General features: G+C 70.8%; 17 protein-coding genes. 5 read left to right on the forward strand and 12 right to left on the reverse strand.

Translation table 11 applies throughout. The annotated features are described in order from the left end of the window. Positions 1-209: 209 nt before the first annotated feature. The 4 genes from pdeM to J7357_RS16350 are packed head-to-tail and all read right to left on the reverse strand — an operon-like array spanning position 210 to position 5,986. Complete coding sequence (pdeM, locus tag J7357_RS16335) at positions 210-860, reverse strand: ligase-associated DNA damage response endonuclease PdeM (protein WP_209248103.1); 651 nt, start codon at positions 858-860, stop codon at positions 210-212. Continuing rightward, the gene (locus J7357_RS16340) at positions 850-3,396 is read right to left on the reverse strand and encodes a ligase-associated DNA damage response DEXH box helicase (protein ID WP_209248104.1); all 2,547 of its coding nucleotides are present in this window, start codon (positions 3,394-3,396) and stop codon (positions 850-852) included. The genes pdeM and J7357_RS16340 overlap by 11 nt, the downstream gene beginning before the upstream one ends. Next, positions 3,393-4,985 carry an ATP-dependent DNA ligase gene (locus J7357_RS16345; protein WP_209248107.1) on the reverse strand — a complete coding sequence of 531 codons (1,593 nt, stop codon included), beginning with the start codon at positions 4,983-4,985 and terminating at the stop codon, positions 3,393-3,395. The genes J7357_RS16340 and J7357_RS16345 overlap by 4 nt, the downstream gene beginning before the upstream one ends. After that, the gene (locus tag J7357_RS16350; RefSeq protein ID WP_209248109.1) at positions 4,982-5,986 is read right to left on the reverse strand and encodes a ligase-associated DNA damage response exonuclease; all 1,005 of its coding nucleotides are present in this window, start codon (positions 5,984-5,986) and stop codon (positions 4,982-4,984) included. The genes J7357_RS16345 and J7357_RS16350 overlap by 4 nt, the downstream gene beginning before the upstream one ends. A gap of 111 nt (positions 5,987-6,097) precedes the next feature. On the opposite strand from J7357_RS16350, the gene J7357_RS16355 reads away from it, so the two are divergent. Beyond that, a complete protein-coding gene (locus J7357_RS16355) occupies positions 6,098-7,738 on the forward strand; it encodes an acyl-CoA dehydrogenase family protein (protein WP_209248111.1) in 1,641 nt (546 codons plus the stop codon). An 898-nt stretch (positions 7,739-8,636) separates the two neighbouring features. Here J7357_RS16355 and J7357_RS16360 read toward each other — a convergent pair. The 6 genes from J7357_RS16360 to J7357_RS16385 form a co-directional block, all read right to left on the reverse strand. Then, complete coding sequence (locus tag J7357_RS16360; protein WP_010342294.1) at positions 8,637-8,999, reverse strand: hypothetical protein; 363 nt, start codon at positions 8,997-8,999, stop codon at positions 8,637-8,639. Beyond that, complete coding sequence (locus J7357_RS16365) at positions 8,996-9,541, reverse strand: polymer-forming cytoskeletal protein (RefSeq protein ID WP_209248113.1); 546 nt, start codon at positions 9,539-9,541, stop codon at positions 8,996-8,998. The genes J7357_RS16360 and J7357_RS16365 overlap by 4 nt, the downstream gene beginning before the upstream one ends. 104 nt (positions 9,542-9,645) lie before the next feature. Continuing rightward, positions 9,646-11,355 (reverse strand): diguanylate cyclase, encoded by a 1,710-nt coding sequence (locus J7357_RS16370; protein WP_209248115.1) that lies wholly within the window; start codon positions 11,353-11,355, stop codon positions 9,646-9,648. A gap of 129 nt (positions 11,356-11,484) precedes the next feature. Continuing rightward, the gene (locus J7357_RS16375; protein WP_209248117.1) at positions 11,485-11,838 is read right to left on the reverse strand and encodes a hypothetical protein; all 354 of its coding nucleotides are present in this window, start codon (positions 11,836-11,838) and stop codon (positions 11,485-11,487) included. Positions 11,839-12,440: 602 nt separating this feature from the next. Next, complete coding sequence (locus J7357_RS16380; protein ID WP_048490955.1) at positions 12,441-12,782, reverse strand: hypothetical protein; 342 nt, start codon at positions 12,780-12,782, stop codon at positions 12,441-12,443. A gap of 122 nt (positions 12,783-12,904) precedes the next feature. After that, entirely contained in the window at positions 12,905-14,080 is a 1,176-nt protein-coding gene (locus J7357_RS16385) for a thiolase family protein (RefSeq protein ID WP_209248119.1), read from the reverse strand. 203 nt (positions 14,081-14,283) lie between these two features. On the opposite strand from J7357_RS16385, the gene J7357_RS16390 reads away from it, so the two are divergent. Then, entirely contained in the window at positions 14,284-17,109 is a 2,826-nt protein-coding gene (locus J7357_RS16390) for an autotransporter serine protease (protein ID WP_244667607.1), read from the forward strand. A 120-nt stretch (positions 17,110-17,229) separates the two neighbouring features. Here the strand turns inward: J7357_RS16390 and J7357_RS16395 are convergent, their stop codons facing one another. Together J7357_RS16395 and J7357_RS16400 are read right to left on the reverse strand one after the other, a co-directional pair. After that, a complete protein-coding gene (locus J7357_RS16395; RefSeq protein WP_010342303.1) occupies positions 17,230-18,330 on the reverse strand; it encodes a Glu/Leu/Phe/Val dehydrogenase dimerization domain-containing protein in 1,101 nt (366 codons plus the stop codon). A gap of 465 nt (positions 18,331-18,795) precedes the next feature. Continuing rightward, positions 18,796-19,113, reverse strand: coding sequence for a YXWGXW repeat-containing protein (locus J7357_RS16400; protein WP_041500459.1), 318 nt, complete (start codon positions 19,111-19,113; stop codon positions 18,796-18,798). Between the two features lie 218 nt (positions 19,114-19,331). Between J7357_RS16400 and J7357_RS16405 the strand changes: the two genes are divergently transcribed. The 3 genes from J7357_RS16405 (at position 19,332) to J7357_RS16415 (ending at position 24,922) form a co-directional block, all read left to right on the forward strand. Beyond that, positions 19,332-22,895, forward strand: coding sequence for a methylmalonyl-CoA mutase family protein (locus tag J7357_RS16405; protein ID WP_209248123.1), 3,564 nt, complete (start codon positions 19,332-19,334; stop codon positions 22,893-22,895). A gap of 168 nt (positions 22,896-23,063) precedes the next feature. Next, positions 23,064-23,546: a nuclear transport factor 2 family protein gene (locus J7357_RS16410; RefSeq protein WP_209248125.1), complete on the forward strand. Its 483-nt coding sequence runs from the start codon at positions 23,064-23,066 to the stop codon at positions 23,544-23,546. Between the two features lie 317 nt (positions 23,547-23,863). Further along, positions 23,864-24,922 (forward strand): HDOD domain-containing protein, encoded by a 1,059-nt coding sequence (locus J7357_RS16415; protein WP_209248127.1) that lies wholly within the window; start codon positions 23,864-23,866, stop codon positions 24,920-24,922. Positions 24,923-25,076 lie beyond the last annotated feature (154 nt).

Consider the following 25,076-nt stretch of genomic DNA (forward strand, 5'->3'; position numbering starts at 1 on the left):
GGCTTTATCGGGAAAGCCCGGTCGCGGCTGAAGCCGCTCCTACGGCAGATGGCAGGGCATCCGCACTCGCGCAATGCATTGCGACTGCACTGTGGGAGGGGCTTCAGCCCCGACGCCTTTGAGTCGGACGCGTATGGACCGAAGTCCCTCCCGGAAGGTGATGCGGCCTCGATGTGTCTGTCGACGATCGATCAGCCACCCCGCCCGATCTACGCCGTCGCCACCGGCAGCGCCAATGCCGCGCCCTCCACGCACGCGACCAGGCGCTCGCCCGGCGCCAGGACCGGGGCGACGCCGGCGGTGAAGTGCGAGTACGCCGGCAGCACGGTCATGCCGTCGCGCAGCCAGAACGCCGGCCAGCGCGGGCGCAGGCCCGGCAGTTTGGCGAGCGGGTGCAAATGTCCGCACAGCACATGGCGCTGCGCATCCGTCACCGGATCGTGGCGCAGCACGAACGGACCGTCCTCCACCTGCGCGCCGAGCAGGGCGATGTCGAGCCCGGCGCCGGCCAGGGCGCGGTCGTGGTTGCCGGCGATCGCCGCCACGCGCAGTTGCGGATGCTGCGCGCGCCACGCATGCCATTGTCGTTGCCAGTCGGCATCGGGCGCAGCGCCGTGCAGCACGTCGCCAAGGATCCACAGGTCCGCCGCGTCCTGCGCCTGCAGCAGCGCCGACAGCCGCGCCAGGTCGAGCGCGGTGCCGCCGCGCGGCAAGCCGATGCCGGCACGGCGGAAGACGTCGGCCTTGCCCAGGTGCAGGTCGGCGATCAGCAACCGCCGCCGCGCCGGCCAGTACAGTGCGCGGTCGCCGAGCAGGCGCATCGGTTCCCCGGCCAGCAGCCAGTCCAGTTCAGCGCGCATGGCGCTGCTCCAGTTGCGCCGCCGCGCGCATCACCCGTGCCTTCCAGTCCTCGGTGCTGAGCTGGCCGCGGATGCTCTCGGCCCACAGCGGGAACGCCAGCGGGGTGAGACTGCGCGGGCTGTGCAGCGCCAGCTCGCGCGCGGCGCAATCTTCCAGGGTGGCGGCGAGTCGGGTCAGTTCCATCTGGCCCTGCAACACCTCGCGCTCGGCCTGCGCCAACAGCAGGTGCTCAGGATCGAAACGGCTCAGCACGTCGTACAGCAGGCCGCTGGAGGCCTGCAACTGGCGTAGGCTGCGCGGCAGGCGGCCGGGCAGGCTGGGTGGCAGCAGGCCGGCGACACGGGCGATCTCGCGGAACTGGCGCCGCGCCAGTTCGCCCAGGTTGAGGCTCTCGCGCAGATCCTCGAACAGCTGCGCCGGACTCAGCAGTTCGCGCAGCAGCGCCGCGTCGATCGGCGCGTCCTGTGCCGGCGACAGCACGAAGCCATAGTCGTTGGCGGCGAAGCTGAAGGTATTGCGCTGCCGCCGGCCCCAACGCAGCGCCAGCAACGCGGCCAGGCCTTCGTGCACCTGGCGGCCGGCGAACGGATACACGAACAGGTGCTGGCCGTCGCGGGCGCGCACGCGCTCGGCCAGCAATCGCTGCGGCGCGGGCAGATCCGACAGCGCGCGCTGCAGGCCGAGCAGCGGCGCCAGCGCGCGCAGTTCGGCCTCGCCGCGCGGATCGGCGAACACCGCTTCCACCTCGCGGCCCAGCTCCGAAGACAGCGGCATGCGCCCGCCCATCCACTTCGGCACGCTGCCGTCGCCGCCCTTGGCCAGGCGCACGTAGGCGGTCATGTCCTCCAGCCGCACCAGTTCCAGCATGCGCCCGGCGAACTGGAAGCGGTCGCCGCGGCGCAGGCGGCCGACGAACTGCTCCTCCACCGCGCCGAGCCGGCCGCCGCGCAGGAAGCGCACCGCGACGCTGCCGTCGCTGGTGATGGTGCCGATCGACAGGCGATGGCGCAGGGCGATGCGGCGGTCGTGCACGCGGTACAGGCCGTCTGCGTCCAGCACCACCTTGCGGTAGTCCGGATACTGCGCCAGTGCGCGCCCGCCCTGCACGACGAACTCCAGCACGGCCTGCCAGGTCGGTGCGTCCAGCGCGGCGAAGGCGGCGGTGCCGCGCACTTCGGCGTACAGCGCCTCGGCAGTGAAGCCGCCGCCCAGCGCGCAGGTGATGCAGTGCTGGGCCAGCACGTCCAGCGACAGCCGCGGCGACGGCCGCGATTCGATGCGGCCATGGGCGATGGCGCGGCGCGCGGCGGCGTATTCGACCAGTTCCAGCGCGTGCGAAGGCACGCACAGCACGTGGCCGGCCTCGCCGGGGCGATGCTTGGCGCGGCCGGCGCGCTGCAGCAGCCGCGCCACGCCCTTGGGGCTGCCGACCTGCAGCACCTGGTCGACCGCGGGGAAGTCCACGCCCAGGTCCAGGCTCGAGGTCGCCACCACGCAGCGCAGGCTACCGTCGCGCAGGCCTTGCTCGGCAGCGCTGCGCAACGCCGGATCCAGCGAGCCGTGGTGCAGCGCCAGCGTGTGCGCCTCTTCCGGCCACACCGAGGTCAGCGCCTGGTGCCACAGCTCGGCCTGCGCGCGGGTGTTGGTGAACAGCAGGCTGGTGCGCACCGCGAAAAGCTTCTCGAGCACCCGCGGCAACTGCGCCAGGCCCAGGTGCCCGGCCCAGGGGAAGCGCTCGCCGACCGTCGGCGCCAGCGTTTCCAGGGTCAACGTGCGCGGCTTGACCCCGGCCACGATCGGCGCCTGCGGCAGGTGCGGCAGCAGCACGTCGCGCGCTTCGTCCAGGTTGCCGAGCGTAGCCGACAGGCCCCAGGTGCGCAGCGCCGGCGCCCAGCCGCGCAGCCGCGCCAGGCACAGCTGCAGCAGCACGCCGCGCTTGTTGCCGAGCAGTTCGTGCCACTCGTCGACGATCACGCAGCGCAGCGTCGCCAGTTGCGGCGCGGTATCGGGATAGGACAGCAGCAGCGCCAGCGATTCGGGCGTGGTCACCAGTACGTCGAGCTTGCCGCTGCGCGCCAGGCGCTTGTCGCGCGCGCTGGCATCGCCGGTGCGCAGGCCGATCTGCCAGTCCAGGCCCAACGCCTGCGCCGGTTCGCGCAGCGCGCGCACGGTGTCGGCGGCGAGCGCGCGCAACGGCGTGATCCACAGCACCTTGAGGTCGCGCTGCGCCTGCCGGCGCGTGCGCGGCGGCGAGACGGTCTTGGCGGTCGCGCTGGCGCCGTTGCCACGGGCGGGCTTCTGTTTGGCGGCGGCCGCCTGCGCCGCGGCCTGCGCACGCAGGCCCTCCAGCAACGGGCCGCCGAATGCGGCCAGGGTCTTGCCGCTGCCGGTGGGCGTGTGCAGCAGCCCGGAACCGCCCTCCAGGTAATGCCCCCACAGCGCGCGCTGGAACGGCAGCGGCTGCCAGCCCTGCTGCGCGAACCAGGCGTACAGCGGCGCATCGGCCGGGCGCCGCCGCGCCGCCGATCCGCTCATCGCGCCAGCGCCTGCAGCGCGCTCAAGCGGTCGGCCTCGGCGAACGGCTTGTCGTGGCGCCAGCGCAGGATGCGCGGGAAGCGCACGGCGATGCCGGACTTGTGCCGGCTGCTGCGATTCACCGCCTCGAAGCCGAGCTCGAACACGTGATACGGCGTCACCGCGCGCACCGGGCCGAAGCGCTCGGTGGTATGCGCTCGGATCCAGCGGTCCAGCGCCAGGATCTCGCTGTCGTCCAGGCCCGAGTAGGCCTTGGCCACCGGCACCAGTTGCTCGCCGTCCCACAGGCCGAAGGTGTAGTCGGTGTACAGCGTGCTGCGCCGCCCATGTCCGGCTTGCGCGTACAGCAGCACCGCGTCGATGGTCAGCGGCGCCACCTTCCATTTCCACCAGTCGCCACGGCGGCGGCCGGATTGGTAAGGCGACGTCGCACGCTTGAGCATCAGCCCTTCCACGCCGCGCACGCGCGCATCCTCGCGCAGCGCCGCCGCCTGCTCCCACGTTGCCGCCTGCACCTGCGGCGACAGCGTCAGGCGCGGATCGGCGTGCGCTTCCAGCAAGGCCTGCAGTTGCGCGCGGCGCTGCTGCAGCGGCTGCTCGCGCAGGTCCTGGCCGTCCAGTTCCAGCAGGTCGTAGGCGAGCACGCGCGCCGGCGTGTCGGCCAGTGTCTTGGCGCCGGGCTTGCGGCGCTGGATGCGGGTCTGCAGGGCGGTGAACGGCAGCGGCGCATCCTCGCCCTCGCGCCACGCCAGCAGTTCGCCGTCGATCACCGCATCGCGCGGCAGGGAGGCCGCCGCCGCTTCGATCTCCGGGAAGCGCCCGTCCAGGCGTTCCTCGCCACGCGACCACAGCGCCACCTCGCCGTCGCGGCGGATCAGTTGCAGGCGGATGCCGTCCCATTTCCATTCCAGCAGCCAGTCGTCGATGGCGCCGAGCGTGTCGGCCTCGGCTTCCAGCGGCGAAGCGAGGAAGAACGGGTAGGGTTGTTGGCGGTCGCTGGGCAGGACCTCGTCGGACAGCAACTGCTCCAGCGCCTGCGGCGTCGGCGACCAGGCGCCGAGCATGCGCTGGGCGATGCGCGCGATGTCGATTCCGGACATCGCCGCCAGCGCCTGCTGCACCAGCCGCTGCGACACACCCACGCGCAGCGCGCCGGTCAGCAGCTTGTTGAACAGCAGGCGCTCGTCGAAGGCCAGGCTGCGCCAGCCGGCGACCACCGCGGTGCGGCGTGCGGCGTCGTCCTGTGCGGCCACCGGCAGCAGGCGCTCCTCGATCCAGTCGCGCAGCGGTGCGGAATCGGGCGTTTCCGCCGGATCGTCGAGCAGCAGGGTGAGGGTTTCGGCGAGATCGCCGACGTGGTCGTAGCTGTCGTCCACCAGCCAGCCGGGCAGGCCGCTTTCCTGTGCAATCCACTCACGCAGTTCGCGAGTGTTGGCGATGCGCCGCAGCTTGCCGCCGCTGAGCAACCAGATCGCCCAGGCCGCGTCGGCCGGCGGCGCCTGCTCGAAATACGCCACCAGCGCGGCGCGCTTGTCCAGCGTCGCGGTGCTCTGGTCCAATTGCCGGTACAGCGCGGCGAAGCGTTTCATTCCTCGCCACCGTAGTCGGTGCGGAACGCCTCGGCGGCGACGCCGCGTTCGTTGAGCGCGCGGATGATCGCGTCGGTGTTGCCGTGGGTCGCAATCACGCGCCGCGCGCCGGTCTCGTCGATGGTGCGCAGCAGGTCGGGCCAGTCGGCATGGTCGGAGACCACGAAGCCGCGGTCGTAGTTGCGCCGGCGGCGGTTGCCGCGCAGCCGCATCCAGCCCGAGGCGAAGCCGAGTTGCGCGTGGCGGAAGCGGCGCAGCCACGGACTGCCGGCGGCCGAGGGTGGCGCCAGCACCAGCTGCCCGGCGTAGTCGGCGCGCTTGTCCAGTTCGGACACGGTGCGCGTGTCCAGCATCGCCACGCCGGCCTCGCGGTACACCGCCACGCCGGCCGCCACCGCGCCGTGCAGCAGCGCCGGCTGGTCGTCCCAGGGCTGCAGTTCAGCGAGCACGCGCTGCGCCTTGCCCAGCGCATAGCAGAACAGCACCGCGGCTTCGCCGCGCGCGCCGCACTCGCGGCGCCAGGCGACGATGTCGCGCGCCACCGCGCTGGTGTCCGGCCAGCGGTACACCGGCAGGGCGAAGGTGGCCTCGGTGATGAAGGTGTCGCAGCGCACCACCTCGAACGGCGCGCAGGTCGGATCGGGTTGGCGCTTGTAGTCGCCCGAGGCGACCCAGACCTCGCCATCCACTTCGATGCGCACCTGCGCCGAGCCGAGCACGTGGCCGGCCGGATGCAGCGAGACCTGGGCCCGTCCGAGCGTGAAGCGAGTGCCGTAGTCGTAGGCGCGATAGGCCTGCTCGCCGAGCCGCCAGCGCAGGATCGGCAGGCCGGCGGCGGCGCAGTGGTATTCGCCCATGCCCGAGCGCGCGTGGTCGCCGTGGCCGTGGGTGATGACCGCACGCGGCACCGGCCGCCAGGGATCGATATGGAAGTCGCCGGCGGGGCAGTACAGCCCTTCCGGGCGCAGCACCACCAGGTCCTGGGAAGCGGCATTCGGCATGGGCGCCACTGTGTCCAAGCCAGTGTGCAGGAGATGAGAATCCGCCACGCGCGTTCGCGGCCGCGCGACGGATCGGCCACAATGCGTGCAGCGCTTCTGGGAGGGAGATGCATGCACACGGACCTGCCGGTCTTCGCCACGCACACGGTCGACAACCAGCCGCCACCGTTCGAACCGCGCGATCTGTGGGCCGACGACGCGGTGCTGCGTGAGGCCTGCGCACGCGAGGGCGCGGACAGCTTCGCTGCGGCGCTGGCGCAGTACGGTGCGCTGGCCGGCGATGCGCTGTATCGGCTCGGCTTCGACGCCAACCGCGACCGACCGCGGCTGCGCACGCACGATCGCTACGGCCACCGCATCGACACGGTCGAGTTCCACCCGGCCTATCACCAGTTGCTGGACGCGGCCAAGCGCCATGGCGTGGCCGGGCTGTCCTGGCACACCCCGCAGCCGGGGGCGCATGTGGCGCGCGCCGCGCTGAGCTACCTCCACCACCAGGCCGAGGCCGGCACCAGTTGCCCGCTGACCATGACCCACGCCGCGGTGGCGGTGCTGCGCCAGGAGCCGGCCTTGCGCGCGTGGGCCGACAAGGCCGCCGCGCCGCACTACGACCCGCGCGATGTGCCGATCGCCGACAAGACCGGCATCACCCTGGGCATGGGCATGACCGAGAAGCAGGGCGGCTCTGACGTGCGCCGCAACGCCACCGTCGCCACGCCGCTGGACGGCGCCGGCGCGTACAGCCTGGTCGGGCACAAGTGGTTCTTCTCCGCGCCGATGTCCGACGGCTTCCTGGTGCTGGCGCAGGCGCCGGGCGGCCTGACCTGCTTCCTGCTGCCGCGGCGCCTTCCCGATGGCCAACTCAATGCGCTGCGGCTGATGCGGCTGAAGGACAAGCTGGGCGACTGGTCCAACGCGTCCAGCGAAGTGGAGTTCGCCGGGGCCTGGGCGCAGCGGGTCGGCGAGGAAGGGCGCGGCGTGGCGCGGATCATCGGCATGGTGATGCTGACCCGGCTCGACTGCATGCTCGCCGCCGCCGCGCAGATGCGCATGGCCCTGGCGCAGGCGCTGCACCACGCGCGGCATCGCGTCGCGTTCGGCAAGCGCCTGGTCGAGCAGCCGCTGATGCGCAACGTGCTGGCCGATCTGGCCCTGGAATCGGAAGCCGCCACCGCGTTCGCGCTGCGGGTGGCGCGCGCAGTGGACGCGGCCGACGCCGATGCGTCGGAAGCGGCGTTCGCGCGCATCGCCACCGCGCTGGGCAAGTACTGGCTGTGCAGGCGCGCGCCGGCCTTCGTCAACGAGGCGCAGGAATGCCTGGGCGGCGCCGGCTACGTCGAGGAGTCGATCCTGCCGCGGCTGTACCGGCAGGCGCCGCTGAATTCGATCTGGGAGGGCAGCGGCAACATCCAGTGCCTGGACGTGCTGCGTGCGCTGGCGCGCGAGCCGGCCAGCGCGGCCGCGGTCCTGGCGGAGCTGCAGACCGCGGCCGGCAGCAACCCGGCGTACGACGCGGCGCTGGACGCACTGCGCGCGCCGCTGGCCGGCCACGCCGAAGTGGACGAGTACGGCGCACGGCGCCTGGCCGAACGCATCGCACTGGCCTTGCAGGCCGCACTCCTGCTGCGCAGCGCCAGCCCGGCTGCTGGCGCGTTCGTGCGCAGCCGCCTGGCCGACGCGCATGGCCTGGCGTTCGGCACGCTGGAGCCGGGTGTGCCGGTCGAGGAACTGCTGGTGCGCGCGTTGCCGTAGGTATGCGCCATGGCGACCCACCGCGCCGTCGCCAAGTGGGAAATGAGTGGGCCGGCACTTCCTTCTCCCTTCTCCCATCGGGAGAAGGTGCCCCGAAGGGGCGGATGAGGGTATGGCCGCCAGCGTAGCCAGGCAGCAAATGCAGCGATCACCGGCGTCGCGCGCTCGTACCCTCACCCCAACCTCTCTCCCGGTGGGAGAGCGGCTGCACTTCTGGCGCCGGTGTGCCGCATTGCGGCCCGTGGCGTCTTCGTTCGCTGGGACAGGAAGCCGGCGGGCACTTCCTTCTCCCTCCGGGAGAAGGTGCACCGAAGGGGCGGATGAGGGCGCGACAGCCAGCCTAGCCAGGCAGCAAGTGCAGCGATCATCGTCGTCGCGCGCTCGTACCCTCACCCCAACCCCTCTCCCGGTGGGAGAGGGGCTGCACTTCTAGGCGCTGGTGTACGGCATCGCAGCCCATGGCGTCTTCATTCGCTGGGAAAGGAAGCGGGCCGGCACTTCCTTCTCCCTCCGGGAGAAGGTGCCCGAAGGGGCGGATGAGGGTACGGCCGCCAGCGTAGCCAGGCAGCAAGTGCAGCGATCACGGTCGTCGTGCGGTCGTACCCTCACCCCAACCCCTCTCCCGGTGGGAGAGGGGCTGCACTTCTGGCGCCGGTGTGCCGCATTGCAGCCCGTTGCGTCTTCATACGCTGAAAAAGGAAGCGGGCCGGCGCTTCCTTCTCCCATCGGGAGAAGGTGCCCCGAAGGGGCGGATGAGGGTACGGCCGCCAGCCTAACCAGGCAGTAAATGCAGCGATCACCGGCGTCGCGCGACCGTACCCTCACTCCAACCCCTCTCCCAAGGGGAGAGGGGCAGGCTCTTACGAATCCCCAATCCCCAATCCACGCGCCACAGGCGCTAATGCCTCCCGCGCTTCCCCCCACGTACCGGCGTGGCCTCCACCGACAGCGTGAAGCTGCGCTCTTCGCCGTCGAGCATGGCGCCGACGCCGACCAGTTGGCGCTTGATCTCCTCGCCGCGGCCGTTGCGGATGCTCACCAGCACGGTGTATTCCCAGGCGCTGCCGTCGTCCGGGTGGCGGATGCTGCCCTCCACCCGCAGCGGCACCAGCGCCGACGGCGCCGACTGCTGCAGCACCGCCGAATCGAAGCGCAGATGGTGCTTGCACGCCGGGCAGACGCTGGCGCTTTCGAGGATGGTGGCCTTGCAGTGCGGGCAGGTCCGGGTCGCCCCCGGACTGCCGGGACGCGGGCTGCTCATGCGCCGGCGTCGGACTCCGCGGGCTTGCCGCCCTTGCGGGCATGCTTGTCGTCGTCCCAACCGAAGTCGGCCTGGCCGCGCATGCGCGAGCCGGCAGCCACGGTCAGCGAGCCGGCCTTGACGTCGCCGATCAGCGCGCCGGAGGCGAGCAGTTCCACCCGCGAGGCGGATTCGATGTTGCCCTCCAGCTCGCCGGCGATGACCACCTTGTCGGCGCGCACGCCGCCGCTGAGCTTGGCGCCGGTCTCGATGGTGAGGTCGCCCTGCACGTTGACGTCGCCCTTGAACTTGCCGGCGATGCGGATGTGCCCGGTACCCTCGATCTTGCCCTCGATGCTGATGTCGGCGGCGATCAGCGATTCCTTCGCGACGGGTGCCGGCGCAGGGGTGCGGGCGGCAGGGGCGGCGGCCGCGACCGCGGCGAGCGGTTCGCCCGGAGCGGCATCGCCCGGCGGGCGCGGCTCCGGCGGCAAAGCGCCATTACCGGGAACGGGCGGCAGGCCATCCTTGCGCGCGGGACCCTGGTCTTTCCAGATGGACATGGGCTGTCGTCTCCAGTCGGGGGAAGCGCGACTATCGCCGCTCTATCGCGTCGGTTTTGTGACGCTTTCTTCAAAACGGCGCCCCGACCGCGACCGCCGCCGGTTCAGCCCATGCCGTCCAGCGCCGGGTCGTAGGCCTGCACCTGGTTGCGGCCGCAGCGCTTGGCCCGGTACAGCGCCGCATCGGCCTTGCGCAGCAGGGTGGTCGCGACCACGCCGTCGCGCGCATAGCTGGCCACGCCGATCGACATGGTCACCGCCGGCAGCGCCTTGCCGTCCACGGTCGCGCTCAATTGCTGGGCGGCGCCGCGGATCTGTTCGGCGATGGCCTGCGCCTGTTCCGGCCCGGTCTCCGGCAGGATCACCGTGAACTCCTCGCCGCCGTAGCGGCAGGCGATGTCCTCGCCGCGCAGACGCGTCGACAGCATCTGCCCGACCGCGGCCAGCAGGGCGTCGCCGCCGCCGTGACCGTGCAGGTCGTTGAACTGCTTGAAGTGGTCCACGTCCAGCATCAGCAGCGACAGCGGCATCTGCCGGCGTCCGCAGCGGGCCAGTTCGTGGTTGAGCGATTCTTCCAGGTAGCGCCGGTTGAACAGGCCGGTGAGCGGGTCGCGGATCGACTGCAGGCGCAGCGACTCGCGCAGGCGCAGGTTGCTCAGCGCCAGCGACAACTGCTCGGCGGCGGCCTCGGCGATGGCGATGCGCGGCAGCGGACCGGTGCCGCGCCCGGCCAGGAACACGAAGCCTAATTGCGCGCCCTGCGCGGACAGCGGGATGCAGGCGGTGCTGGCACCGGCGGCGTAAGGATCCTCGCGCAGATGCGCGCAGGCCGAGTCGTGGCCCTGCGCATGCACGAAATGGCTCTTGTCGCGACGCAAGGCCCAGCAGTCCTGCGGCGCCACGGCCGGCTCGCTGCCGACCGGCGGCTGGCCCCAACTGACGATCTCCTCGGCGCGGTCGCGCGAGGCGCGCAGCAGGTAGACGCTGCCGCCGGTGTCGGGCATCAGCGCGGCGAGTAGGCGTGCGGTCACCGTCAGTGCCTCGGCCGGCTCCACGCAGCTCTGCAGCAGGCCGGTATAGCGGCTGAGCGCGTTGAGGTCGGCACTGGTGCGCTCCAGCTCGGTGATGCTGGCTTCCATCTTCTCGTTGGCGACCGACGCGGCCTGTTCGGCGTTGCTGCGGTTGCGCAATTCGCGCAGCAGCAGCGCGTACACCACGCCGACGCTGCCCAGGCCGAACGGGATGCCGGCCAGGGCGAGCACCAGCAGCATGTCGGCGCTGCGCTGGTTGGAGGTGTCGCGGCTCCGCAGCAGTTGCAGTTCCACGTCGGTCATCTGCTGCACCTGGTCGCGGATCGCGCTGGAGCTCTGGTACACGCTGGGCGCCATCGCCTGCCGCAGCGCCTGCAGCCCGTCGCGCTGGTACACCGCGAGCATCTCCCGCATCTGCCGCAGACGCGTGTCCATCAACTGCTGCAGCACCTGGATGTTGGCGATCTGCACGGGATTGTCGGACACCAACTGGCGCAGCTGCGCCAACTGCCGCGGCACGCGCTCGGCGCTGTCGTAGTAGAGGGTCAGATAGGCCTGGTTGTCGGTCAACTCGTAGCCACGTAACGAGGATTCGGTCATCAGCAAGGTGGATTGCACCTCGTCGATGTTGCGCAGCACTTCGTGGGTGTGGGCGACGCGTGCGGCGTCGGAAATCGCGCGCTGCGCGCCGTAGAAGACGCCGACGCCGATCACCACGAAGACCGCGGCGGAAAACAGCAGGGCTAGACGGGTCCTGGCCCGTACGCGTTGGAGGATCGGCATCGGAAAATTCTACTGGGATGCCGCCGACGCCCTGGACCGGCGTCACAAAATGAAGTCAGGTACTGACGGCGCGCGGCACGCGCCGTTGGCAGCTGCCACCCCCGCGGGCGCGGGGGTGGCTGTGGTCGCTCAATGACGTTCGCGGTCGCCGTTGTGCGGATCTTCGTTGGCGTTCTCGCGAGCCTTGTCGGCCACCTTCTGCGCGGCCTGGGCGGTGGCCTCGCTGGCATCGGCCGCCATTTCCTTGGCCGCGGCCGAGGCATCCTGCACCGCATCGGAGTTGGCGGCACGGTGCGCGGCGTCGCGTGCGTCGGCGGCCACTTCGCGCCCGGCCTGCGCGACCTGGCCCGCGGCCTCCTTGGCGGCCTCGCCGGTCTGCTCGGCGGCGACCTTGGCGTCGCGTTGCGCCTGCTGCGATTCGGGACCCTGGCAGCCGGCCAGTGCGAGGGCGCCCAGCAGGGCGACGATCGGGGTCTTGTTCATGCGGCTTCTCCGTCCACGGGTGGGTGACGCGGCGCAGCCTAGGCGGGCGCGCATGCAGCCTGCGTCAAGGCGGGGCCGTGGCGCTGGGCAGTGTTCAGGAAGGCGCTGCCGCTGATCGGGGAGAAGCCGCGAGTATGGAGCCAGACACGGCGATGCGCGCCGTCGCGGTCGTAGGCGGACGATGCGGGCAATGCAGATGCATGGCGTCGGCGCGTACGTGCCCGCACTTGCGCGGCGCGTGGCAGCGGTGCGCATCGACCGCGTCGCTTACCGCTGGCGTCCAGCAGGTCGCGCGGCCGCTGCCGGCGGTGCGGCGCGTCGTGCGGGTATGCGTACAGCGCGCAGGCGCACAACGCGATGACGACGCAATGGCACGGACAAATCCTGCGGGGATGCGCGTTTGCGAAGCGACGTCAGCGGGGAAGACGTTGCGGCATTCGCGAGAGGCGAACATGCGTGCGCCGTTGCACTCGCCGCCCTTCGTGACGCGCTGTGCCGGCACGCTGGTGGCGCCGTCGCCGCGCTCCTCGGCAAACGCCAAGCAAAGAAAAAGCCGCTGGCGGACCAGCGGCTCTTTCAGGACTGCAAAAAGCAAGAAGTGATTACTTCTTGGCTTCCTGAGCAGCGTCCTTCGCCTTGTCGGCGGTGTCTTCCGCAGCCTTGGCGGTGTCGGCAGCCTTGTCGGCAGCGGCATCGGTCGGGGCAGCAGCAGCAGCGGCCGAAGCGTCGGCAGCGGTGTTGGCGGCGGTCGCGGCGGTGTCGGCAGCGGCCTGAGCGGCGTCGGCGGTCGGGGCGCCGGCGGCAGCCGACTGGTCGGCAGCAGCCTGGGCGTCGGTGGCGGCTTCGTTAGCGGAAGCGGCGGCGTCCTGGGCCTGCTCCTGCTTCGAGCACGCGGCCAGGGCCAGGCCCAGGGCCATTGCGATCAGCAGCTTGTTGATGCTCATTGTGTCTATCCTCGTCGTTTAGTTAGGCAACGCGCGAATGCGCGCCCTCAACATGATGACAAGCCAAAGTCGGCTGTCAAGCGCACGCGCATTCATTTTTGTGTTTCAGGGGTTAATTCCAATCAAATCAATTCGATGGCGATGGCCGTCGCTTCACCGCCACCGATGCACAGCGTCGCGATTCCGCGGCGGCCGCCACGGCTGCGCAACGCATTTAGCAATGTCACCAGCAGGCGCGCGCCGGAGGCGCCGATCGGATGGCCGAGCGCGCAGGCGCCGCCGTGCACGTTGACCTTGGCGTGGTCCAGGCCCAGTTCCTTGATCGGCACCATCGCCACCACGGCGAAGGCTTCGTTGATTTCGAACAGGTCGACCTGGTCCAGGCTCCAGCCGACCTGGTCGAGCAGCTTGCGGATCGCGCCCACCGGTGCGGTGGTGAACCACTCCGGCGCCTGCGAAAAGGTCGCGTGGCCGACGATCCGCGCCAGCGGCGCGACGCCACGGCGTGCGGCCTCGTCGGCGCCCAGCAGCACCAGTGCGGCGGCACCGTCGGAGATGCTCGAGGAACTGGCCGCGGTGACCGTGCCGTCCTTCTTGAACGCCGGCTTCAGCGCCGGGATCTTGGTCACGTCGGACTTGCCCGGCTGCTCGTCGCTGTCGACCTGCACCTCGCCCTTGCGGGTGGCCACGGCGACCGCAACGATCTCGTCGGCGAAGGCGCCATCGCGCTGTGCGGCCTGCGCGCGCGTCACCGATTCGATCGCGAACGCGTCCTGGTCCTGGCGGCTGAAGCCGAACTTCTCCGCGGTGGCCTCGCCGAACACGCCCATCGCCTGGCCGTCGTCGGGATTGGTCAGGCCGTCCCAGGCCATGTGGTCGACCGCCTGGAAGTTGCCGTAGCGGTTGCCGGTGCGCGAGTTGGGCAGCAGGTGCGGCGCGTTGCTCATCGATTCCATGCCGCCGGCGACGACGATGCTGGCCGAGCCGGCCTTGATCAGGTCGTGGCCCAGCATCACCGCCTTCATGCCCGAGCCGCAGACCTTGTTGATGGTGGTGGCGCCGGTGGCGTCGGGCACGCCGGCCGCGCGCGCGGCCTGGCGCGCCGGAGCCTGGCCGAGGTTGGCCGGCAGCACGCAGCCTATGATGACTTCGGAAACGTCGGCGGCGGGGATGCCGGACTGCTCCAGCGCGGCGCGGATGGCCGCGGCGCCCAGCGTCGGCGTGGGCACGCCGTTGAACTGGCCCAGGAACGCGCCGATGGCGGTGCGCTTGGCCGCGGCGATGACGATCTCGGTCATGGCAAACCCTTACGAAAGTGGTGTTCCGATTATCTGCCGCGGCGCGGGTTCTGCCAAATCGCAGGGACCCGGGGCGGCCGTCCCGTGGGCGATGTTTCGGTGTAGATTGGCGTGGGTGATCGCCGTCGCCGACGGCCGATGAATGGGAATGGCACCGGACGGTGCGGCAGATCAAGGGAGAGGGGAACGACATGCGGGCATTGATGACACGGTCGCTGCTGGCAGCCGCGGTGGCGGTTGCGCTGACCTCGTGCGGTGGCGGCGGTGGCGGTGGCGGCAATCTGGTCCACGGCAGCCCGCCGCCCACATCGCCGCCACCGACCTCGCCGCCGCCGCCCCCACCGCCGCCGCCGACGTCGCCTCCCCCGACTTCGCCGCCGCCGCCCCAGCCGGCGTTCGACGCGCACCTGACCCTGACCAATACGCTGGCCGCGCACAACGCAGGCTACGACGGCAGCGGTTACCGCATCGGCGTGGTCGATACCGGCGTCAACCGCAACCATCCGGCGCTGGCCGGACGGGTGGTGTCGAACCTGATCTACGTCGATCCGAGCCAGAACAACACCAAGGTCGACGACGTCGACGGCCACGGCACCACCGTGGCGCAGCTGGCGGCGGGCAAGTCGGTCGGACAGTGGCCGGGCGGCATCGCGCCGGGCGCGCAGATCGTGTCCGCGCGCATCATCTCCGACACGCCGCCCAAGGACGACGGCAGCGGCAGCGGCAACCAGGTCAGTGGCGGCCTGGGCCTGACCCAGGTGCACCAGGACCTGATCAATGCCGGGGTCAAGGTGATGAACAACTCCTGGGGCGGCATCTACTGGACCGACCTGAATTCGACCAACGCCATCGCCGACGAGTACCGCCCGTTCGTGCTCGGCAACGGCGGCCTGGTGGTGTTCGCCGCCGGCAACGAATCCAAGGCCACGCCCTCGGACATCGCCTCGCTGCCCAGCAAGGCCGGCCCCAATGGCACGCTGCCTGCGGCGGACCTGGAGCGCGGCTGGCTGGTGGTGGCGGCCACCGATTCCACCACCGGCACACAGCTGGCCTCGTATTCCAACGCCTGCGGCGCGGCGATGCGCTACTGCCTGGTCGCGCCCGGCACCGAGGTGTTCGTCGATCCCAAGGCGACCACGTCCACCAGCAACCCCGACTACTACTACGGCAGCGGCACCTCGTACGCGGCGCCGCTGGTGTCCGGTGCGGCGGCGCTGGTCTGGCAGGCCTTCCCGTACTTCACCAACGACCTGGTCCGGCAGACCCTGCTCGGCACCGCCACCGACCTGGGCACGCCGGGCGTGGATGCGACCTTCGGCTACGGCCTGCTCAACGTCGGCAAGGCGGTGCAGGGACCGGGCCGTTTCGACTGGGGCGACGTGACGGTGGGGTTCACCGGCAGCTCGACCTGGGCCAACGACATCGCCGGCAGCGGCGGCCTGATCAAGCAGGGCAGCGGCACGCTGACCCTGAGCGGCACGCAGAACACCTACAGCGGCGACACCCAGGTGCAGGGCGGCACGCTCAGCGCGGCCAGCCTCGGCAGTTCCAACGTGGCGATCAGCAACGGCGCGACCTTCATCGGCACCGGCGCGCTCGGCGGCAGCGTCGCCAATGCCGGCACCTTCCAGGTCGGCGCGGCCACCCTGAGCCTGAGCGGCAACTACGTGCAGAGCAGCAACGGCCGCCTGGCCCTGCTGGTCGGCGACAAGCTCTCGGTCGGCGGCAGCGCCGTCCTGCAGGGCGGTTCGCTGTACGTGCTGGGCAAGCGCGACTACGTGGTCAACAACACCGCGTACACGGTGCTGCAGGCCAATGGCGGGCTCACCGGCACCTTCGCCTCGGTGACCACGCCGTCGAACGTGTTCCTGACCTCGTCGCTGTCCTACGACGCCACCAGCGCCTCGATCACCGTGCAGTCGCTGAGCGTCACCGCTGCCGCGGCCAGCTTCGGCAACATCAGCGCCGCCACGCTGGCCTCGGCGATGCGCGTGGATGCGGCGTTCGCGCAGCTCAACACGCAACTGAGCCAGGCTCCGGCCACGGTCGACGGCGCCCTGCTCAAGGCGGCCGGCGCGGTGCAGCAGTCGCCGAGCGTGGCGGCGGCGTCGGCGACGCTGCGCAGCCTGTCCGGCGAGGCGCATGCCGCGGCCACTGCGATGACCTTCGACACCATGGACCTGCAGCGGCGCGCGCTGTCCAGCCGCTTCGACACGCTGGTCGACCAGCCGCGCGCGGTCGGCGCCTGGAGCCAGCGCCTGGGCGAGACCGGGCAGGGCAGCTTCGCCGGCAGCGCGTTCCAGCTCGATGGCTGGCTGATGGGCCAGGACCTGCGGCTGGGCGACCACGCGGTGGCCGGCTTCGCCTTCGGCGAAAGCCGCGCCAGCGACGCCGGCGGCCTGGACCGCAGCCGCAACCGCCAGGTGCAGGGCCAGGCCTACCTTGGCGCGGTGGCCGGCGACGCCTACGCGCTGGCGCAACTGGGCACCGGCCAGTACCAGCGCCAGCTCGACCGCAGCCTGCTGCTCGGCGACACCGTCGCCGACGCGTCCAGCCGCTATGCCGGCCGCTTCCTGGCTTCCAGCGTCGAGGTCGGCTATCGGCTCGGACGCGGTCCGACGTGGCTGACGCCGTATGCCGGCGCCGACTACAGCCGCATCGACAGCGATGGCTTCCGCGAACAGGGCGGCGATGGCTTCGGACTGATGGCCGGTGCCGCCAGTTCCTCGCGCAGCCAGGCGCTGGCCGGCCTGCGTGGCGGCTTCGGCGGGCGCGGCTGGTCGCTGCAGGGGTATGCGGAATGGCAGCAGACGCTGGCCGCGCAGGGCCTGGACCGGCAGGCCAGCTTCGTCGGCGTGAACGCCTGGGCGCCGCTGGTGGACCTGCAGCCGGCGCGTTCGGGCGGCCTGTTCGGCGCCAGCCTGCAGACCCGCTGGAACGGCGGGCTGCTGGGGCTGGGCTACGACCAGCGCTTCGGCCCGCGTGGCGACGATCGCGCGGTGTCGCTGCGCTATCGCCTGGGCTTCTGAGTCCGGGGACCCGGTCCGGCGCGTGCGGCGCCGGTGTGGGGTCGATCCGTCAAGCAGGGCCGGGACGTCCCGGTCCTGCGATCTGCGGCATTCCGCCTGTGGTGCAGACGGTGCGCGGCGTCACTCGCCGCGCAGATGGCCCATCGAGCGCGGCGCGGTGCGGCCCAGCGGCAGCTTGAGCTTGCCGATCGCCTGCATGCGCGCCTCGGCGATGCGGTCGGCGGCCTGTTGCGGCGGAATGTTCTCGCGCTCGGACAGGTCGAAGATCTTGCCGAGGTTGTGGTACATGCTGCGGATCAGCCGCATCGCGCGTTCGCGGTTGTAGCCGTCGATCTCCAGCGACACGTTCATCACGCCGCCGGCGTTGACCGCGTAGTCCGGCGCGTAGAGGATGCCGCGGCGGTGCAGTTCCTCGCCGACGGCGGGATTGGCCAACTGATTGTTGGCGGTGCCGCAGACGATCTTGACCTTGAGCCGCGGCAGCTTGGCCTCGTCGAGCGCGCTTTCCAGCGCGCACGGGGCCAGCACGTCGGCGGCGACGTCGTAGATGTCGTCCGGGTCCACCGCCTCGGCGCCGTACTCGGCCACCGCGCGTGCGACCAGCGCCGGGTCCAGGTCGGTCACGTACAGCTTGGCGCCGCGTTCCTTGAGCAGCTTCACCAGCTCCATGCCGATGTGGCCCAGGCCCTGCACGGCGATGCTGGTCTTGCCGATCTCCTCGTGGCCGAACTTGCGTTGCAGCGAGGCCATCAGCGCCTGCAGCGCGCCGTAGGCGGTGAACGGCGCCGGGTCGCCGGAGCCGCCATGCACCTGGTGCACGCCGGTGACGTACTCGGTCTCCAGGTAGATCTGCTCCATGTCGTTGACGTCGGTGCCGACGTCCTCGGCGGTGATGTAGCGGCCGCCCAGCGAATCGACGTAGCGGCCGAAGGCGCGGAACAGCGCTTCGGACTTGTCGCTCTTCGGGTCGCCGATGATCACCGCCTTGCCGCCGCCGATGTTGAGCCCGGCCAGCGCGTTCTTGTAGGTCATGGTGCGGCTGAGCCGCAGCGCGTCCTGCAGGGCGGACTCGGTGTTGGCGTAGGGGCGCATGCGCACGCCGCCCAGCGCGGGGCCGAGCACGGTGTTGTGGATGGCGATGATCGCCTGCAGTCCCACGTCGCGGTTATGGCAGAAGACGACCTGTTCGTGGCCGGTGTTGGCTAGCGTTTCGAAAAGCATGGGGGCTCCGCTGGCGTTGCAGGTGTCGGGCACCATGGTCCAGGACCGTGCCTGGGGGTGGCGCAAAACAAAAACGCGACGGTTCCGGAACAGGCCCTGAGCGTCGCGATGGCGGCATTTTAAAGCAATTGCCGCTCGCCGGTGCGATGGCGTGGCGGCCGGGCTGGGCGGGCATCTCGTTGCGCTGTGCGACGCCGCAGGCGGTATGCCCGTGTTCGCCGGGGGGCGTGTGCGTGGCGGGAGAGGGCGGTTTTGGCGCCGGGCGCACAGGGGCGGGCGGCGCGATATGGCCTGGGCCGATCCTGCGGTCGCGGTGACCGGCGCTGGTGCCGTAGGAGGGGCGCACGTTGGCGCCATGGGCGGCAGCGATTGTTGACGCCTTGCCGCGGCCCTGCACGCCGCGGCGGCGTTGCCCGCGATCGCCGCCGTCACGGCGATCGCGGGCCTCGTTTGGGGGAACTGGGACTAGTGACGTGCCCAATAGCCGGCGTGGAAGCGATAGGCGGGGCCGTAGTGCTCCCAGCGCGGGCCGACGTAGACGTAGCCGGGCCGTTCCACCACGTAGCGGCCGGCGACCCAGACGTGGCGGTGGCCGTTCCACCGCCAGTAGCCGGGCATCCACACGTAGCCGGGCCGCACCACCACCCGTTCCACGATCGGCGGCGGTGGCGCGGTGCGGACCGACAGTTCCACCACTTCGCGCGCCTGCGCGGGCGCGGCGGCCATGCCGCCGGCGAGCGCGCCGCCGAGCAGGGTGGCCAGCAACAAGGGACGAGCGAACATGCGATGTCTCCGAAGGCATCGGCGGGGTGCCGACGCGGGAGGAAACGCCGCCACCGGCACGGGTGTTGACGCGCGGCCGAGGGCGTATTCATGCAGCGGATAGCCAGGCGCGACGTCGCGTACGCGGTTTGCCGCCCGCGTGCGCATGCTGCAGCGCAACCTGCCCGTGTCGCGCTGCGCGCCTAGAATCGCGGCATTCTCTTTTCGATGTCCGCACGATGAGCCTTCCCGCGTCCCGCGTTCCGTTGCCGCAGACCGACGCCAGTCCCCTGCGTTTCGTCACCGCCGCCAGCCTGTTCGACGGCCACGATGCGGCGATCAACATCATGCGCCGCCTGATCCAGGCGCAGGGCGCCGAGGTGATCCATCTCGGCCACAACCGCAGCGTCGAGGACGTGGTGCGCGCGGCGCTGCAGGAGGATGCCGACGCGATCGCGCTGTCGTCCTACCAGGGCGGCCACGTGGAGTACTTCAAGTACATGGTGGACATGCTGCGCGAGCGCGGCGCCGCGCATGTGCGGGTGTTCGGCGGCGGTGGCGGCACCATCACCCCCGAGGAGATTGCCGAACTGCAGGCCTACGGCGTGGAGCGCATCTACCACCCCAACGACGGCATGAAGATGGGCCTGGTGGAGATGATCGAGGACGTGGTGGCGCGTGCCGGGCAAGGGCGCGAGACCGCGGCGGAGGCGCGTGGCGCGTCGCCGGCCGGCTCCCCGCTGCCGGACATCGACGACGAGATCGGGATCGGCCGGATGCTGTCGGCGATCGAGGACGGCGCGTTCTCGGAGGCGGAACTGGCGCTGCTGCGCAAACAGTGGCAGTCCGGCGCAGCGTCCGCGGCCGAGCCGCGCAGCCGGCGCGCCGCCCCGGTGCTGGGCCTGACCGGCACCGGCGGTGCCGGCAAGTCCTCGGTCACCGACGAATTGCTCAACCGCTTCCTGGCCAGCTTCCCGCAGATGCGCATCGCGGTGGTGTCGGTGGACCCCAGCCGGCGCCGCACCGGCGGTGCGCTGCTCGGCGACCGCATCCGCATGAACGCGCTGCGCAGCCCGCGCGTGTACATGCGCTCGATGGCCACGCGGCGCCAGCACGCCGCCACCAATCGCGTGCTGAAGGACTGCATCGCGCTGCTCAAGGGCATCGGCTACGACCTGGTGATCGTGGAAACCGCCGGTATCGGCCAGAGCGATTCGGAGATCGTCGATCTGGTGGATTTCCCGGTGTACGTGATGACCAGCGACTACGGCGCGCCGAGCCAGCTGGAGAAGATCGACATGCTCGACTTCGCCGAACTGGTGGTGTTGAACAAGTACGACCGGCGCGGCGCCGAGGACGCGCTGCGCGACGTGCGCAAGCAGTGGCGGCGCAACCGTGCGGCGTTCCAGCTGGAGGACGAGGCGGTGCCGGTGTATCCGACCATCGCCAGCCAGTTCAACGACCCCGGCGTGAGCTGGATGTTCGTCAACCTGTGCCGCCTGCTGCGCGACAAGCTGACGGCGCAGGCCGATGCCGCCGCCGGCCCGCCGGCGCACTGCGATTTTCGCCCGCAGCTCGACACCACGCTGAAGGAGCCGCGCGCCACCGTGCTGATCCCCGGCGCGCGCGTGCGCTACCTGGCCGAGATCGCCGAGCAGGGTCGGGCGCTCAATGCCGGGGTGCTGCGCCAGGCCGAGGCCGCCGACCGCGCGCAGGCGTTCTGGCAGGCGCTGCACGAACTGCAGGATCCGCAACTGCCGGCGCAACTGGAACTGTATGCGGCGCAGGATCTGCTGCCGGCGTCGCGCGCATCCGCCGAGGCGTCCGACGCTGTCGTGGACGCGACCCTGCTGTTGCTGCGCCAGCGCTACAACGATGCCTTGCAGTCGCTGTCCAGTGAATCGCTGAAACTGCTGCGCGAGTGGCCGCAACGGCTGAAGTCGATCACCGATCCGGTCACCGAGTACGCGGTGCGCGGCAAGTCGATCCGGGTGGAGAACTACCGGGAGTCGCTGAGCCACCAGTCCATTCCGAAGATCGCCGCGCCGCGCTACAAGAGCTGGGGCGAACTACTGACCTTCCTCGGCAAGGAGAACCTGCCCGGCAGCTATCCGTACACCGGCGGCGTGTATCCGTACCGGCGCACCGGCGAGGACCCGATCCGCATGTTCGCCGGCGAGGGCACGCCCGAGCGCACCAACCGGCGCTTTCATTACCTGAGCGTCGGCCAGCCGGCCGCGCGCCTGTCCACCGCTTTCGACAGCGTCACCCTGTACGGCGAGGACCCGGCGCCGCGCCCGGACATCTACGGCAAGATCGGCAACTCCGGGGTCAACATCCCGACCCTGGACGACATGAAGAAGCTGTACTCCGGCTTCGACCTGTGCGCGCCGACCACCAGCGTGTCGATGACCATCAACGGCCCGGCGCCGATGATCCTGGCGATGTTCATGAACACCGCCATCGATCAGCAGGTGGAGAAACATCTCAAGGCCGACGCGCAGCGCTGGGCGCAGGCCGAGCAGACCCTGGCGCGGCTGTTCGAGGGCCGCGAACGCCCGCGGTATCACGGCGAGTTGCCGCCGGGCAACGATGGTCTCGGCCTGGCCCTGCTCGGGGTCAGCGGCGACCAGTTGCTGGATGCGCAGACCTATGCGCAGATCAAGGCGCAGACCCTGTCCAGCGTGCGCGGCACGGTGCAGGCCGACATCCTCAAGGAGGACCAGGCGCAGAACACCTGCATCTTCAGCACCGAGTTCGCGCTGCGCATGATGGGCGACATCCAGCAGTATTTCGTCGAGCAGAAGGTGCGCAACTTCTACTCGGTGTCGATCTCCGGCTATCACATCGCCGAGGCCGGCGCGAACCCGATCAGCCAGCTCGCCTTCACCCTCAGCAACGGCTTCACCATCGTCGAGTACTACCTGGCGCGCGGCATGCACATCGACGATTTCGCGCCGAACCTGAGCTTCTTCTTCAGCAACGGCATGGACCCGGAGTACACCGTGATCGGCAGGGTGGCGCGGCGCATCTGGGCGCGGGCGATGCGCGAGCGCTACGGCGGCAACGAGCGCAGCCAGATGATGAAGTACCACATCCAGACCTCGGGCCGTTCGCTGCACGCGCAGGAGATCCAGTTCAACGACATCCGCACCACGCTGCAGGCGCTGTACGCGCTGTTCGACAACTGCAACAGCCTGCACACCAACGCCTACGATGAGGCGATCACCACGCCGACCGAGGAAAGCGTGCGCCGCGCGGTGGCGATCCAGATGATCATCAACAAGGAGCTGGGGCTGAACTTCTGCGAGAACCCCTGGCAGGGCAGCTTCATCGTCGAGCAGCTCACCGACCTGGTCGAGGAAGCGGTGTACAAGGAGTTCGAGGCGATCAGCGAGCGCGGCGGCGTGCTCGGCGCGATGGACACCATGTACCAGCGCGGCAAGATCCAGGAAGAGAGCCTCTACTACGAGCACAAGAAGCACGACGGCAGCCTGCCGCTGGTCGGGGTCAACACCTTCCTGCCCAAGCAGCATGCCGGCGAGACCGCGACCGAGATCGAACTGATCCGCTCCACCGAGCAGGAAAAGGACCAGCAGATCGGCAACGTGCGCGACTGGCAGCAGCGCCGCAACGCGCTGGCGCTGGCCGCCGACGGCGCCGGCCTGGGCGCGCTGCAGCGCACCGCGCGCGAGCGCCGCAACGTGTTCGCGGCGCTGATGGAGGCGGTCAAGACCCATAGCCTGGGCCAGATCAGCCACGCGCTGTACGAGGTGGGCGGCGAGTATCGGCGCAACATGTAGCGCCCACGGGTGCGGGCGCCGCCGATGCCGTCGGCGGCGAGCATGCCTGGCGCGCGCCTCGCTGCGGCAGGCGTGCATCGCGCTGGCGGTCGCGCGCGCATGCGGCCGTGTTGCGGCCGCTGTCGCGACAGGCCCATAGTGGCGCATCGACACACGGGGAGCTTGCCGATGAAAGCCTGGGGAGCGCTGTGGCTGATCGCATGCGCGGCGGTGGCCGGCGCGGCGAAACCGGCCGATGACGGCGCGGCGGGACCGTTGTTCGACACCGTCGCGGCGCTGGATCAGCGCCTGTTCGATGCCTACAACCGTTGCGACCTGGCCGTGTTCGAGTCCATGTTCGTGCCGGACGTGGAGTTCTACCACGACACCGGCGGCGTCACCCGGGATCGCGCGAGCGTCGTCGACAACACGCGCAAATGGATCTGCGGCAAGGTCCGCCGCGAACTGCTGCCCGGCACGTTGCGGGTCTACCCGGTCAAGGACTTCGGGGCGATCGAGGAAGGCGAACACCGCTTCTGCGAACTGGCCAGCGGCCGCTGCGAGGGCATTGCCAAGTTCGTGATGGTGTGGCGCCAGGACCCGGATGGCTGGAAGTTGACCCGGGTGCTCAGCTACGGCCATCGCACGGTGTCCGCGCCCGCGCCGCCCTGAGCGCGCGCGGTCCTGTCGCCGCCGAGAGGCGAGTCGTCGTGCGTCCCCGGGCCTGGGCCCGGATCGGCCGCGCACGCTGTGCGGTGCGCTGTGGAGATTGGCGCAGCAACTGGACGGCGCGCTGGCGGACGCTGCGGCACGCCGCTTGCTTGCCACCGGCTGGTGCGATCGCGCGCTGTCCATGGCCGCCTGGCGGAGGCCGGCCGCCGCGTGACGCCGACGTTGCGCAGAACCCCGCGCGGCGTGCTTGAATGACATGGCGCGCCGCATGGGCGCGCACCGGTGGCCGGGCGCGGGGACCTGGCGATGTTTTGCGGATGACGACGATCGTGCCGATCATGTGGATTGCCATCAGTGCGGGTGTGCTGGTGCTGGGAGCCGGACTCTGGTGGTGGCTGCGCCGTGGCGAAGGCGATGCGGCCGAGGCGCGGCAGGCGCGCGTCGGCGCCGACGATGCCGACCTGCCCGAGACGCCGGCCGCGTCTGCACGCACTGCGCCAGCCGCGTCTGTCGACGCGGTGGAGCAGGGCGTCGACCCGTTCGCCGACCCGGCCCTGCTCGACCTGGAGCCGGTGCCGGATGCCGCGATCCTGGCGCGGCTGTGCGAACTGGCGTTCGCCGGTCGGCCGGTCAATGCATCGGCCGCGGTCGCGCCGGCGGTCATGGCCGATGCCGCCGCAGTGCTCGCCCGCATCGACGCGCATCCGCGCTATACGCCGCGGCGCCCGCATCTGCTGCCGCAGCTCACCCGCGCGATCAACGATCCGGCCGCCGGCGCCCATGCCATCGCCACGATCCTCGGCCAGGATCCGGCGCTGGCCGGCAATCTGCTGCGCATCGCCAACAGCGTCATCTACCGCCGCCATCCCGAGCCGATCGAGAACCTGGAGCGGGCGGTGGCCCTGCTCGGTACCGAGGGCCTGCGCCAGATCGTGCTGGCGGCGCTGCTGCAGCCAGTGATCGTCGACGACGGCAGCGTCTTCGGCCGTTGTGCGGCGGTGCTGTGGGAACACACCCTGCTGTCGGCGCATGCCGCCTCCCAGGTCCCAGACCGCGAGGATGCGAACGCCGCGCAATTGCTGGCGCTGTTGTGCGGGCTGGGCGCGGTCTCGGTGGTGCAGGTGCTGCGCGATGTCCATGCACGCCACGCCGAGGCAGCCCCAACGCCGGCGGCGATGACCGAGATGCTGGAGGCGTGGTCGGCGCACTGCGCCAAGGCCATTTCCGCGGACTGGGGGCTGTCGCCACGGGTGCAGCGCGCCCTGGAGGAGCAGTCGGGCGACGCCGATGTCGCCACCATGAGCCCGCTCGGGCTGGCCCTGCGCCGGCATCGCGCCGCCGCGGCCGCCCAACTGGCGGTGCGCTATCGTCGCTAGTCGCGACAGGCGCACGCTCGGACGGCACAGGCGAAACGTGCAGGGGCTCGGTAGACGACGCAAGACGCGGTACGGCGCAGGGGGCGATCGCAACGGGCCGCTGGGCGGTGCGGTGCTGGGCGCGCAGCACGAGGGCAGCTGCGCATGAGTGCCG

The organism is Xanthomonas sp. D-109, assembly GCF_017746095.1.
GTDB lineage: Bacteria > Pseudomonadota > Gammaproteobacteria > Xanthomonadales > Xanthomonadaceae > Xanthomonas_A > Xanthomonas_A sacchari.

Excerpts from the sequence above, each read along its gene's own strand:
- pdeM (WP_209248103.1), bottom strand. The coding sequence starts at position 860 with ATGCGCGCTGAACTGGACTGGCTGCTGGCCGGGGAACCGATGCGCCTG.
- J7357_RS16340 (WP_209248104.1), bottom strand. The coding sequence starts at position 3,396 with ATGAGCGGATCGGCGGCGCGGCGGCGCCCGGCCGATGCGCCGCTGTAC.
- J7357_RS16345 (WP_209248107.1), bottom strand. The coding sequence starts at position 4,985 with ATGAAACGCTTCGCCGCGCTGTACCGGCAATTGGACCAGAGCACCGCG.
- J7357_RS16350 (WP_209248109.1), bottom strand. The coding sequence starts at position 5,986 with ATGCCGAATGCCGCTTCCCAGGACCTGGTGGTGCTGCGCCCGGAAGGG.
- J7357_RS16355 (WP_209248111.1), top strand. The coding sequence starts at position 6,098 with ATGCACACGGACCTGCCGGTCTTCGCCACGCACACGGTCGACAACCAG.
- J7357_RS16360 (WP_010342294.1), bottom strand. The coding sequence starts at position 8,999 with ATGAGCAGCCCGCGTCCCGGCAGTCCGGGGGCGACCCGGACCTGCCCG.
- J7357_RS16365 (WP_209248113.1), bottom strand. The coding sequence starts at position 9,541 with ATGTCCATCTGGAAAGACCAGGGTCCCGCGCGCAAGGATGGCCTGCCG.
- J7357_RS16370 (WP_209248115.1), bottom strand. The coding sequence starts at position 11,355 with ATGCCGATCCTCCAACGCGTACGGGCCAGGACCCGTCTAGCCCTGCTG.
- J7357_RS16375 (WP_209248117.1), bottom strand. The coding sequence starts at position 11,838 with ATGAACAAGACCCCGATCGTCGCCCTGCTGGGCGCCCTCGCACTGGCC.
- J7357_RS16380 (WP_048490955.1), bottom strand. The coding sequence starts at position 12,782 with ATGAGCATCAACAAGCTGCTGATCGCAATGGCCCTGGGCCTGGCCCTG.
- J7357_RS16385 (WP_209248119.1), bottom strand. The coding sequence starts at position 14,080 with ATGACCGAGATCGTCATCGCCGCGGCCAAGCGCACCGCCATCGGCGCG.
- J7357_RS16390 (WP_244667607.1), top strand. The coding sequence starts at position 14,284 with ATGACACGGTCGCTGCTGGCAGCCGCGGTGGCGGTTGCGCTGACCTCG.
- J7357_RS16395 (WP_010342303.1), bottom strand. The coding sequence starts at position 18,330 with ATGCTTTTCGAAACGCTAGCCAACACCGGCCACGAACAGGTCGTCTTC.
- J7357_RS16400 (WP_041500459.1), bottom strand. The coding sequence starts at position 19,113 with ATGTTCGCTCGTCCCTTGTTGCTGGCCACCCTGCTCGGCGGCGCGCTC.
- J7357_RS16405 (WP_209248123.1), top strand. The coding sequence starts at position 19,332 with ATGAGCCTTCCCGCGTCCCGCGTTCCGTTGCCGCAGACCGACGCCAGT.
- J7357_RS16410 (WP_209248125.1), top strand. The coding sequence starts at position 23,064 with ATGAAAGCCTGGGGAGCGCTGTGGCTGATCGCATGCGCGGCGGTGGCC.
- J7357_RS16415 (WP_209248127.1), top strand. The coding sequence starts at position 23,864 with ATGACGACGATCGTGCCGATCATGTGGATTGCCATCAGTGCGGGTGTG.